This is a genomic window from Streptomyces parvus, assembly GCF_014648875.1.
GTDB classification, from domain to species: Bacteria; Actinomycetota; Actinomycetes; order Streptomycetales; family Streptomycetaceae; genus Streptomyces; species Streptomyces parvus.
This window is the reverse complement of record NZ_BMRY01000004.1, coordinates 568281-580602: the sequence shown is the minus strand read 5'-3', so window position 1 is coordinate 580602 and position 12322 is coordinate 568281. Positions and strand designations below refer to the sequence as shown.

Genomic DNA, 12322 nt, shown 5'->3' with positions numbered 1-12322 from the left:
CAGTACACAAGCCCGGCCCCGGCCGGTGCAGTCACCGAAACACTGAAGGAGTTGGCTGGTCTCCGTCCTCGTCTTGTAGATTCGAACGAATGACGGGGATCGGTAACCTCACCGCAATTCACAGATACCCCGTCCACCCCACCGCTCCCCCACCCCACGACCCCCTTCACCCGCTTCCCCCTCACCTGTTCCCTCGGCGAACTTCACCTGTTCCCCCTACGAAAGATCGGCGGCAACGAGATGCGGCTGCGCGCACTGCTGGAGACCGATGCGCTGGGCCTGCGACTGCTCGGCGGCGAGGACGAGCTGGACCGCACGGTCCGGGGCGTCATGACGACCGACCTGCGCGACCCCAGCCGCTACCTCTCCGGCGGCGAACTGGTGCTCACGGGCCTCGCCTGGCGCCGGGACGCGGCGGACTCGGAGCCGTTCGTCCGGATCCTGGCGGGCGCCGGGGTGGCCGGTCTCGCGGCCGGCGAGGCGGAGCTCGGTGACATCCCCGCCGATCTCGTCGAGGCGTGCCTGCACCACCGCCTGCCCCTCTTCGCCGTGAACGAGACCGTTGCGTTCGCAACGATCACGGAGTACGTCGTACGTCAGGTCTCCGGTGAGCGGGCGGGCGATCTGGCGGCCGTGGTGGACCGGCACCGGCGGCTGATGACCTCGGGTCCCGCCGGCGGCGGCCCCGAGGTGGTCCTGGACCTCCTCACCTCCGACCTGGACCTGCGGGCCTGGGTCCTCTCCCCCACCGGCCGGCAGATCGCCGGGGCGGGCGCCCCGCTGCCCGGCCCCCTGGGCGCCACGCTGGCCGGGCACCATCTGGCCGCGACCCGGACCGGCCGCCGGGCCCCGCACCGGGCGGCGGTCGCCGGTACGACGTATTCGCTCTTCCCGATCCGAAACACCGGGCGGGGCGCGGTGCCGGCCGCCCGTGACGTACGGGAGTCGGTGCTCTCCGACTGGCTGCTGGCGGTCGAGGCGGACGCCTCGGACTGGCCCGCCGCCCGGCTCGACCTGCTCCAGGGCGTCACCCAGCTGATCGCGGTCGAACGCGACCGCCGCGACGCGGCCCGTACGGTACGCCGCAGGCTCGCCCAGGAGGTGCTGGAACTGGTCCAGGCCGGCGCCGCCCCCGCGGAGATCGCGGCCCGGCTGCGGGTCGCCGCGCCGGTCCTGCTGCCGGGCCTCGGCGTGGCCCCGCAGTGGCAGGTCGTGGTGGCCCGGGTCGACTGGAGCGCCTCGGGCCAGGCCGCCGCGGGCGAGATCGCGAGCGGCCCGGTGGCCCAGGCGCTGCTGGAGGAGATCCTCGTCGACCCGGCGGTCAGCGGCCCCGACTCCGCCGACCGGATCGCCGTCGCCCACACGGGCGAGGAGGCCATCGCGCTCGTACCGCTGCCCGCGGTCATCACCGCGCCGGCGGAGCCCGGCGAGGTCGAGGAGGACGCCGCGGCGGGGGCGGACGGCAAGGACGCCGACGCGCTCGCCGGGGAGCCCGGACTCCACGCCGACGCACTGCTCGCCTCCGTACGCGAACCCCTCTCGGCGGGGCTCGCCGACGACGGCCGGCTGACACTGGGTGTCAGCGCGGCTGTGCATTCCGCCGAAGGACTGCGCGGCGCGCTGGAGGAGGCCCGGCACGCCCGCCGGGTGGCCGCGGCCCGTCCGGGGCGGGTCTGCGCGGCGGGCCACCACGAACTGGCCTCGCACGTGCTGCTGCTGCCGTTCGTCCCCGACGACGTCCGGCGCGCCTTCACCGCCCGGCTGCTGGACCCGCTGCGCGACTACGACCGGCGCCACCGGGCGGAGCTGATCGAGACGCTCGAGGCCTTCCTGGACTGCGACGGGTCCTGGACCCGCTGCGCGGCCCGGCTGCACCTCCACGTCAACACACTGCGCTACCGCGTCGGCCGCATCGAGCAGTTGACGGGGCGTGACCTTTCGCGCCTGGAGGACAAGCTCGATTTCTTCCTCGCCCTGCGCATGAGCTGATCTTCCGTCCGCGCACGGGGTCCACCGGGACACCGTCGGCCTTCGAGCGATTGTGAAATCTTTCACCTGACATTGCCCGGACCCCTTGGCCCGGAGTGCCGATCCATGCTGAGATGCGGCATCACTCAAGCACTCAACAGCACAATGGCGCGCTCGGGGAGGGCAATGTGGCGCATACCGCCATGTCTGGTTCCGGAACGACAGCAGATGACGATCCGCCGCTCCAGACCGCGGTATGGCGGCTGCGGTCACGCGCCTGCTGGACGGACGCGGCCGCCCTGCTGGAGCACGACGCGGGCACCGTACCGGCCGCGGCGCTCCAGCGCACCGCGCTGCTGACCGAGCGGTGTCTCTACACCGGGCAGGGCTGGACCGAGGCCGAGGACGCCCTGCGCACGGCGGAGGCCGTCGCCCGCAGCGACGACGAGCGGGGCGCCGCCGCCTCCGAGCGAGGCCATCTGGCGTACGCCTCCACCCTCCTCGCGGTACGCGACCGGGCCGACGAGGCGAGCGTGGCGCTGAGCCGGTCGGCGGCCCTGCTGGCTCCCGCGTCGCCCGCCCGGCCGCTGCTGGACTTCCGGCGCGGGCTGATCGCCCAGAACATCGCGGAGTCGCCGCAGGCCGCGCGCGCCGCCTTCCGCCGGGCGCACGCGGGTGCGGCGAACCTGGGGGACGAGCTGCTGCTGTCGTCCACCTGGCGGCATCTGGCCGCGCTCGCGCTGCGCGAGGGGGAGCTGGCCGAGGCCCGGCACGGCTTCGCGGAGTCGCTGCGGATCCGGGAGGAGCTGGGGTTCCTGGTCGGTACGGCGCCGGCGCTGATCTCGCTCGCGGAGGCGGAGGAGGAACCGGAGGCGGCCCGGCTGCGGGCCGAGGCCGGCCGGCTGTTCCGGCTCCTGGGCGGCGTGCCCACCTGGCTGGCCCCGTATCTGGGTCCCCCGGCCCAGCGCACCGCCGAGGCGAGCTGAGCGGAGGCGGCTGACCGGGCCGGGCTGCGGGCCCCGCCCGGTCAGCGGTCGGCGCCGTTGAAATGTTCGCGGACCAGGGCCTGGACGACGGTGAGGTCCTGGGCGATGAGGGCGTCGAGCAGGGCGGTGTGCTCGGCGGCGTCGGCCAGCAGCGCGGCCCGGCGGGTGACGGGCCCCGCGACCAGGGGCCACTGGGAGCGCCGGTGCAGTTCGTCGGCGACGGTCACGAGCTGCTCGTTGCCCGAGAGGGTGAGGACCGCCCGGTGGAAGGCCCGGTCCGATTCGGCGTAGGCGGCCCGGTCGCCCACGGCCGCCGCCGCGACCGTGGCCTCCGCCAGGGGGCGCAGGACGCCCCAGCGGTGCGCCGGAACCGTACGGGCCAGGCTCAGCATCACCGGGACCTCGATCAGCGCCCGCACCTCGGCCAGCTCGGCCAGCTCGCGGGGGCCGCGTTCGGTGACCCGGAAGCCGCGGTTCGGCACCACTTCGACGGCGCCCTCGACGGCCAGCCGCTGCATGGCCTCGCGCACCGGCGTGGCGGAGACCCCGAAGCGGGCGCCGAGCGCGGGGGCGGAATACACCTGGCCGGGCACCAGCTCCCCGTCGACGAGGGCGGCGCGCAGGGCGTCCAGGATCTGGCCCCGGACCGAGTGGCGATGGACGGCGCGCGGCGCGGGGGGCTCGCTGTGGGTGTGCTCGCCCCGGGCCCGCCCCTCCTCACCTTGCCGGCCCCGGGCCTGCCCCTCCTCGCCTTGCCGACCCCGGGCCTGCCCCTCCTCGCCTTGCCGGCCCCGGGCCTGCTCCGGCACCCGGTCCTGCGGTACGCGGGCGGCGTTCCCCGAGGTGTAAGGGGACCCTCCGGGGGCGTACGCCGGACGTGCGCCCTCGCGCGCGCTGCCCTGCTCCACCCGGACCTCCTCCATCTGCCGCGGGCCGACTCGCGTGTGCCGGACCTCCTGTGCACGATAGAAGACCGAGGCTGCAGTTCAAACATCGATGGCGTCGGGTAAGGTAAGCCTTACCTGCAAACGATCCCCCGATTCGGTGGTCCCCTGCATGACCCTCTCCCCGCCGTTCACCGGTGCCGCGACGTCCCCCGTGACCGCCGCGTACACGCGCCTGACCGAGGTGTTCCCCGGTCTGCGGGCCGATGTGCTCGACGGCGACGCCGTCGCCCCGTCCGGCGCGGGCTGGGTCGGCGCGGCGGAGCTGGCGGCAGGCGGAGCCGCCGTGGACACCTTCCTCGCCTGGGACAACGCCCAGGTGCTGCGCGACTACGGCCAGCAGGCCCGCCCGGACGTGGTGGCGAGCTTCGGTCTGCACCGGTACGCGTGGCCCGCCTGCCTCCTGGTGACCGTGCCGTGGTTCCTCCAGCGCCGGGTGCCCCGGATCCCGGTCGAGGACGTGTCCTTCCAGCGGGCGCTGGGCCACCTGACCGTGCGGGTGAGGGAATTCGCCTGCCTGCCGGGCGACCCGGCGGCCACGCTGCCCGGGGCCCGGGTCGTGCCGGACGAGGCGGCGCTGCGCGCCGAGGTCCTGGCCTCGCTGACCGAGCACCTCGGGCCGGTGCTGGAGGGCTTCGGTCCGCGCATGCGGCGCGGAAAGCGGGCCCTGTGGGGAATGGCCACGGACGAGATCGTCGAGGGCATCTGGTACGTCGCGCATCTGATGGGCGAGGAGCGGCGCGCGATGGCCGAGCTGGAGCTGCTGCTCCCCGGCACGACGAAGCCGTACGTCGGCACCGCGGGCTTCCGCGAGCTGACCGGGCCCGACGGGCAGTCGCTGCCGACCCGGGACCGGGCGAGCTGCTGCCTCTTCTACACCCTGCGCCCCGAGGACACCTGTGTGACCTGCCCGCGTACCTGCGACGCGGACCGGGTGCGGAAGCTCGCTGCGGCTTCCTGATCCACACCGCCCGTCCGAGGGACGCGAAATCGAACGCAACTCGGCCTGACCGGGCGGGAGTTCGAGAAGATTCCACCCATCGATAGCCTCTCCTTCCCCCATGGCGTGCTCTTGTCCCGAAACCACCGGAGCGGGACGGGAATTCCGTCACGATGGCGTACGAAACGCCCTACGTGACGCAAGGGACCGCGCATGAGACTGACCGACATATCGCTTGACTGGCTGCTTCCGGGCGCCGTACTGCTCGTGGGGGTCATGGCGGCGGTGACGGTGGTCGCACGCGGTAAGCGTGCCAAGGCCGCGGCCGACGACTCCTGGGAACGCAGCGAGGAACGCCGCAGACGCAAGGAAGCGCTGTACGCCACCGCCAGTTACGTCCTGCTGTTCTGCTGCGCGGCGGTCGCCGCCGCGCTCTCCTTCCACGGGCTCGTCGGCTTCGGCCGGCAGAACCTGAACCTGAGCGGCGGCTGGGAGTATCTGGTCCCGTTCGGGCTGGACGGGGCCGCCATGTTCTGTTCCGTGCTGGCCGTACGGGAGGCGAGCCACGGAGACGCGGCGCTCGGCTCCCGGCTGCTGGTGTGGACGTTCGCCGGGGCCGCCGCCTGGTTCAACTGGGTGCACGCTCCCCGGGGCATGGACCACGCGGGTGCCCCGCACTTCTTCGCGGGGATGTCCCTCTCGGCCGCGGTGCTCTTCGACCGTGCGCTGAAGCAGACCCGCCGCGCGGCGCTGCGCGAACAGGGCCTGGTGCCCCGTCCGTTGCCGCAGATCCGGATCGTCCGCTGGCTGCGGGCCCCCCGGGAGACCTTCGGCGCCTGGTCGCTGATGCTCCTGGAGGGCGTCCGCACCCTGGACGAGGCGGTGGACGAGGTGCGGGAGGACCGGAAGGAGCAGGAGCAGGACCGGCTGCGCCGCAGGGACCAGGCCAAGCTGGACCGGGCCCGCATCAAGGCCCTGAACCGGCAGAACCGGGTCTGGGGACGCGGCCGGGGCGGGCAGCAGGTCGATGTGCCCGCCCTCGCCCCGGCTTCGGGAGGCGCGGCGCCGGCCGTCGCGGAGCCTGCCATAGCAGAGCCGGGTCAGCTGCCTCTGCGACCCCGGCCATCCCTGCAAGCCGTCGGCCCGAAGCAGACGGCCGATGGTTCGAGCCCGAAGAGTCTGGACGCACCGAACCAGGGAACTGATCCGAGGACCGTCGACCTCACCGCCGAGGACGACACCCAGACACTCCCCCGGCTCGACTCACTGGAACAGAAACTGAAGGATCTGGAGCAGCAGTTCGGCTGATCCTCATCGCGCGGCGGAGGGCTCCTCAGGGCCTTCCGCCGTGCAGCTCGAACCAGACGGTCTTGCCCAGGGCCTGTGCCTCCACGCCCCAGGCGTCGGCCAGGCTCCGGACCAGGATCAGGCCCCTGCCGTGCGTACCGTCGTCGGCGTTCGGTACGTACGGCGCGGGCAGATCCTCGGACGCGAAGTCCTGTACCTCCACCCGCAGTCGGGCGGATGACGCCGTGGCGGTGACCACGGCCCCGTGCCGGGTGTGGATGAGCGCGTTGGTCACCAGCTCGCTCACGAGCAGTTCCGCGGCGTCGGTCTGCTCCTGGCCGGAGCGATGTCGGAGGAACTCCCGCAGCTCCCGGCGGACCTCCCCCACCGCCGAACGCTCGGCGTGCCCCACTCTTCGGCGCATCCGGGCCGGCTGCGACGCCTCACCCGGTCTCCGGCCCCGCGGGCCGCGCCCCTCGACGACCGTGGTCCTCTTCTGACGCTTCGCCATTTCCCCCGCCCGCACAGTGAACCGACCTCCTTCGATCCGGCTGCCCGTCGAACAGCCTCGCGGGATGCATGCCCCTGTACGCACACGGTCACGCCCCGGGACCCATCAATAAGTGAACGGTCGGGAGCGGCGAGGGGCGCACGGAACATCCCACCCGCGCACGCCATCACCACATAGGCGCAGCTGCGGTCAACGTCCGGCGAATACACCTGAGTTGACGTTGACGACCCAACTTCTACGCGCGTCATCATGACGGCATGCGCATCCCCCCACGCATCACCCGGCTCGGCGGCTCGGCCGCCCTCCTGTCCCTTCTCCTCGCCTCGGGCCCGGTCACGGCCCAGGCGGCCACCCCGGCGACGACCTCCGCCACCGCCTACTCCGCGACCACGTTCCGGACGGCTGCGGTGGGCAGCGTCTGCTACTCCGCGCTGCCCTCCCAGGCGCACGACACCCTGGATCTCATCGAGCAGGGCGGGCCGTTCCCGTACGAGCAGGACGGCACCGTCTTCCAGAACCGCGAGGGCCTGCTGCCGGATCAGTCCACCGGCTACTACCACGAGTACACGGTCATCACTCCCGGCTCACCGAACCGCGGCGCCCGCCGGATCGTCACCGGCGAGCAGAACGAGGAGGACTACTACACCGCCGACCACTACGCCTCCTTCGACCTGGTGGACCACGGCTGCTGACCCCGTTTCCGAGGGGTGTTCCGCGCGCTCCCGGGGAAGGAACCTGAGCCCCACCCCTTCCCGAGGAGCTGTGATGCACGACGACCGCGCCCTGGTGGAGGGCCGCCTGGAGAGGGCCCTCCACCAGTTCGTCCGCCCGGCCCAGTACGCCGCCCGCACCCCGCTCACCGTGTCCGTGTGGCACGTTCCGGGTGAGCCGGTGCCGGTGGCGGAGGCCATCGGGGCGGACTTCGCGCCGTTCACGGCCGGTACGGAGTGGGGGAAGCCCTGGTCCACCAGCTGGTTCCGGCTGCGGGGAGCGGTGCCCGGGGAGTGGTCGGGGCGCCGGGTGGAGGTGGTCGTCGACCCGGGGTTCACGGGCCAGGGTCCGGGGTTCCAGGCCGAGGGGATGCTGTACGACCATCTGGGCGTCCCCCTGAAGGGTGTTCATCCCCGCAACCGGCATCTGGCGCTCGCGCACCCGGCGGCGGGCGGGGAGCCGGTCGATCTGCTGCTGGAGGCGGCCGCCAATCCGGCGGTCCTGGAGCACGGTTTCGCCCCGACCCCGCTCGGCGATGTGCTGACCGCGGGCGACCGGCCGCTGTACCGCTTCGCCTCCGCCGACCTCGCGGTCCTCGACGAGGAGGTCTGGCATCTGATCCTGGACATCGAGGTGCTGTCCGAGCTGATGCACGAACTGCCCGACGACCGGTCGCGGCGGCACGAGATCCTGCGGGCACTGGAGTCGATGCTCGACGCACTGGATCTGCACGACGTCTCCGCCACCGCGGCGGCGGGCCGGGCGGCGCTGGCCGAGGTGCTGGCGCGGCCCGCATCCGCGAGCGCGCACCGGATCTCGGCGGCCGGGCACGCGCACATCGACTCGGCGTGGCTGTGGCCGCTGCGCGAGACCGTGCGCAAGGCGTCCCGTACGTTCGCCAATGTCACCGCCCTCGCGCGGGACTACCCGGAGCTGGTCTTCGCCTGTTCGCAGGCCCAGCAGTACGCCTGGGTGAAGGAGCACCAGCCGCACATCTGGGAGCGGATCAAGGAGGCGGTGGCGGCGGGCCAGTGGTCGCCGGTCGGCTCGATGTGGGTGGAGTCGGACGCCAATATGCCGGGCGGCGAGGCGCTGGCCCGCCAGCTCGTCCACGGGAAGAGGTTCTTCGAGGAGGAGCTGGGCGTCGAGACGGAGGAGATCTGGCTGCCGGACTCCTTCGGCTACACCGCCGCCTTCCCCCAACTGGCGAAACTGGCGGGGGTGAAGTGGTTCCTCACCCAGAAGCTGTCCTGGAACCAGCACAACAGGATGCCGCACCACACCTTCTGGTGGGAGGGCATCGACGGCACCCGGGTCTTCACGCACTTCCCGCCGGTCGACACCTACAACGCCCAGCTGCACGCCCGCCAACTGGCGCACGCGGAGAAGAACTTCGCGGACAAGGGCCGGGCGACGCGTTCGCTGGTCCCGTTCGGCTGGGGTGACGGCGGGGGCGGTCCGACCCGCGAGATGCTGGAGCGGGCACGCCGGCTGCGGGATCTGGAGGGCTCGCCGCGCGTGACGGTCGAGAAGCCCTCGGCGTTCTTCACGGCGGCCGAGGAGGAGTACGGGGAGCGGGCGCCGGTCTGGTCGGGCGAGCTGTATCTGGAGCTGCACCGGGCCACGTACACCACGCAGGCGAAGACCAAGCAGGGCAACCGCCGCAGCGAACATCTGCTGCGCGAGGCCGAGTTGTGGGCGACGGCGGCAGCCCTGCGCTCCCCTTCCTACCGCTATCCGTACGAGCGGCTCGACCGGGTGTGGAAGACGGTGCTGCTGCACCAGTTCCACGACATCCTGCCCGGTTCGTCGATCGCCTGGGTGCACCGTGAGGCCCGGGACACCTATGAGGAGGTGCGCGCCGAGCTGGCGGACCTGGTCGCCGACGCGGTGGCCTCGCTGGGCACGGCCGAGGGCCTGGTGGCGCTCAACTCATCGCCGTACGACCGGGTCCAGGTGATCGAGCTGGACGCGGAGGCGGCCGGGGTGCTGCCGTCGGGGGCGCACGTCCAGGAGCTGGGCGAGGGCAGGGCGGCGGTGCCGGCGCGGAGTCCGGGGCTCGGGGCGGGTCTGCTGGACGGGGCGGCGGTCCCGGAGCGAGCGGTGACCGCGAAAGCCTCGGATTCAGGTGGCCTCGTCCTGGACAACGGGCTGTTGCGGGTGGTGGTGGACGGCGACGGGCTGGTCTCGTCGGTCCACGACCTCGTCGCCGGGCGCGAGGTGCTGGTCCCGGGCGCCCGCGCCAACCTCCTCCAGTTGCACCCGGACCACCCCAACCACTGGGACGCGTGGGACATCGACCGGCACTACCGGAACACCCGGACCGACCTCACCGCCGCCGACTCGGTGTCGCTGGTGGAGGAGGGACCGCTGCGGGCGGCCGTGCGGGTGGTGCGTTCGTTCGGGCAGTCGACCGTCGTACAGGAGCTACGGCTCGCGGCGGGGGCCCGGCAGCTCGACATCGACACGGAGGTGGACTGGCAGGAGTCGGAGAAGGTCCTCAAGGCAGCCTTCCCGCTCGACGTCCACGCCGAACGGTCCACCGCCGAGATCCAGTTCGGCCATGTCCACCGGGCTACCCACGACAACACGTCCTGGGACGCGGCCCGTTTCGAGATCTGCGCCCACCGCTGGCTACGGGTGGCCGAGCCGGGCTACGGGGTCGCGCTGCTCAACGACTCGACGTACGGCCACGATGTGACCCGCACGCCGCACCCGGACGGCCTCGGCACCACGGTCCGGCTGACGCTGCTGCGCGCCCCGCACAGCCCGGACCCGCACACAGATCTGGGCGTGCACCGCTTCCGCTACGCGCTCGCGCCGGGCGCGGAGGTGACGGATGCCGTACGGGAGGGCCTGGCGCTGAACCTCCCGCTGCGGGCGGCGGTGGCCCCGGTGGTGCCCGCGCTGGTGTCGACGGGGCATCCGGCGGTGACGGTCGAGTCGGTCAAGCTCGCCGAGGACCGGAGGGGGGACGTGATCGTACGGCTCTACGAGTCGGCGGGCGGCCGGGCGCGGACCCGGCTGACGGTGTCCTTCCCGGTCACGGAGGCCCGGATCACCGATCTGCTGGAGCGGCCGCTGCACCCGGCGGCGACCGACGAGGGCGGACTGGTGCTCGACCTTCGGCCGTTCCAGATCCTGACGGTGCGTCTGACCCCGGCGTGAAGGGCCTCAGGGGCGCGGCACGTTACGGAGGTTGGAGCGGGCCATCTGGAGCATCCGGCCCACTCCGCCGTCCAGCACGATCTTGCTGGCGGAGAGCGCGAAGCCGGTGACCATCTCGGCGCTGATCTTCGGCGGGATGGAGAGCGCGTTCGGGTCGGTGACGACGTCGACGAGGGCGGGCCCCTTGTGCTTGAACGCGTCCTTGAGCGCGGACTGGAGCTGTTTCGGCTTCTCCACGCGTACGCCGTAGGCACCGGCCGCGCGGGCGATGGCGGCGAAGTCGGGGTTCTTGTTGGTGGTCCCGTACGACGGCAGTCCGGCCACCAGCATCTCCAACTCGACCATTCCGAGGGAGGAGTTGTTGAACAGGACGACCTTCACCGGCAGGTCGTACTGGACCAGGGTGAGGAAGTCGCCCATCAGCATGGAGAATCCGCCGTCGCCCGCCATCGCGACGACCTGCCGGTTCAGGTCGGTGAACTGGGCGCCGATCGCCTGCGGGAGGGCGTTGGCCATGGAGCCGTGGCTGAACGAACCGATCACCCTGCGCTTGCCGTTGGGTGTCAGGTACCGGGCGGCCCACACATTGTTCATTCCGGTGTCGACGGTGAACACGGCGTCCTCGTCGGCCATGTCGTCCAGCACGGAGGCGACGTACTCGGGGTGGATCGGGACGTGCTTCTCGACCTTGCGGGTGTAGGCCTTGACCACGCCCTCCAGGGCGCCTGCGTGCTTCTTCAGCATCCGGTCGAGGAACTTGCGGTCGGACTTGGGCTTCACCCGGGGGGTGAGACAGTGCAGGGTCTCGCGCACATCGCCCCAGACCGCGAGGTCGAGCTTGGAGCGGCGGCCGAGGTGTTCGGGGCGCACATCGACCTGGACGATCTTCACGTCGTCCGGGAGGAAGGCGTTGTAGGGGAAATCGGTGCCGAGCAGGATGAGGAGGTCGCACTCGTGGGTCGCCTCGTACGCGGCGCCGTAGCCGAGCAGCCCGCTCATCCCGACGTCGTACGGATTGTCGTACTGGATCCACTCCTTGCCGCGCAGCGCGTGCCCGACCGGGGACTTGATCTTCTCGGCGAACTCCATGACCTCGGCGTGCGCCCCGGCCGTGCCGCTGCCGCAGAACAGCGTCACCCGTTTGGCCTCGTCCACCATGCGGCAGAGCTTGTCGATCTCGTCGTCGCCGGGGCGCACGGTCGGCCGCGCGGTGACGAGGGCGTGCTCGATGGACTTCTCGGGGGCGGGCTTGGAGGCGACGTCGCCCGGCATCGTGACGACGCTGACGCCGCCGCGCCCGATGGCGTGCTGGATCGCCGTCTGGAGCAGCCTGGGCATCTGCTCCGGGTGGGAGATCATCTCGTTGTAGTGGCTGCACTCCTGGAACAGCAGCTCGGGATGGGTCTCCTGGAAGTAGCCGAGACCGATCTCGCTGGAGGGGATGTGCGAGGCGAGGGCCAGCACGGGGGCCATGGAGCGGTGCGCGTCGTACAGGCCGTTGATCAGGTGCAGGTTGCCCGGCCCGCAGGAGCCCGCGCAGGCCGCGAGCGAGCCGGTGACCTGCGCCTCGGCTCCGGCGGCGAAGGCGGCGGTCTCCTCGTGCCGGACGTGGATCCAGTCGATGGCCGCATTACGCCGGATGGCGTCCACAACGGGGTTGAGGCTGTCGCCGACGACACCGTACATACGTTTGACGCCCGCCCTGGCGAGGATGTCGACGAACTGCTCCGCCACGTTCTGCTTGGCCATGGGTGCGCGCCCTTCCTTGCCCGTGCTCCGTGCACGTCGGTTGTCCGGGGACCGGAGC

At 72.2% G+C, this 12322-nt stretch carries 9 protein-coding genes; 6 read left to right on the top strand and 3 right to left on the bottom strand.

The window, feature by feature from the left end; genetic code table 11:
• The first annotated feature begins 240 nt into the window (after positions 1-240).
• Together IE140_RS16135 and IE140_RS16130 are read left to right on the top strand one after the other, a co-directional pair.
• Entirely contained in the window at positions 241-1989 is a 1749-nt protein-coding gene (locus IE140_RS16135) for a PucR family transcriptional regulator ligand-binding domain-containing protein (RefSeq protein ID WP_150197473.1), read from the top strand.
• 182 nt (positions 1990-2171) lie between these two features.
• Positions 2172-2954, top strand: coding sequence for a hypothetical protein (locus IE140_RS16130; RefSeq protein WP_150197465.1), 783 nt, complete (start codon positions 2172-2174; stop codon positions 2952-2954).
• A gap of 41 nt (positions 2955-2995) precedes the next feature.
• On the opposite strand, the gene IE140_RS16125 is transcribed toward IE140_RS16130, so the two are convergent.
• Complete coding sequence (locus IE140_RS16125; RefSeq protein ID WP_150197467.1) at positions 2996-3862, bottom strand: GntR family transcriptional regulator; 867 nt, start codon at positions 3860-3862, stop codon at positions 2996-2998.
• Between the two features lie 148 nt (positions 3863-4010).
• Here IE140_RS16125 and IE140_RS16120 point away from each other — a divergent pair, with 148 nt between their 5' ends.
• Complete coding sequence (locus IE140_RS16120; protein ID WP_150197468.1) at positions 4011-4859, top strand: (2Fe-2S)-binding protein; 849 nt, start codon at positions 4011-4013, stop codon at positions 4857-4859.
• A gap of 192 nt (positions 4860-5051) precedes the next feature.
• On the top strand, positions 5052-6146 hold the full coding sequence (locus tag IE140_RS16115; protein ID WP_150197469.1) for a DUF2637 domain-containing protein: 1095 nt from the start codon (positions 5052-5054) through the stop codon (positions 6144-6146).
• A 25-nt stretch (positions 6147-6171) separates the two neighbouring features.
• Here IE140_RS16115 and IE140_RS16110 read toward each other — a convergent pair whose 3' ends face one another.
• Positions 6172-6636, bottom strand: a complete 465-nt coding sequence (locus tag IE140_RS16110) for an ATP-binding protein (RefSeq protein WP_229826813.1) — start codon at positions 6634-6636, stop codon at positions 6172-6174.
• Between the two features lie 257 nt (positions 6637-6893).
• Between IE140_RS16110 and IE140_RS16105 the strand changes: the two genes are divergently transcribed.
• Together IE140_RS16105 and IE140_RS16100 are read left to right on the top strand one after the other, a co-directional pair.
• A complete protein-coding gene (locus IE140_RS16105; RefSeq protein ID WP_150197470.1) occupies positions 6894-7328 on the top strand; it encodes a guanyl-specific ribonuclease in 435 nt (144 codons plus the stop codon).
• Between the two features lie 73 nt (positions 7329-7401).
• Positions 7402-10515 (top strand): alpha-mannosidase, encoded by a 3114-nt coding sequence (locus IE140_RS16100; RefSeq protein ID WP_150197471.1) that lies wholly within the window; start codon positions 7402-7404, stop codon positions 10513-10515.
• A 6-nt stretch (positions 10516-10521) separates the two neighbouring features.
• Here the strand turns inward: IE140_RS16100 and IE140_RS16095 are convergent, their stop codons facing one another.
• Positions 10522-12264 (bottom strand): pyruvate dehydrogenase, encoded by a 1743-nt coding sequence (locus tag IE140_RS16095; RefSeq protein ID WP_150197472.1) that lies wholly within the window; start codon positions 12262-12264, stop codon positions 10522-10524.
• Positions 12265-12322: the final 58 nt, after the last annotated feature.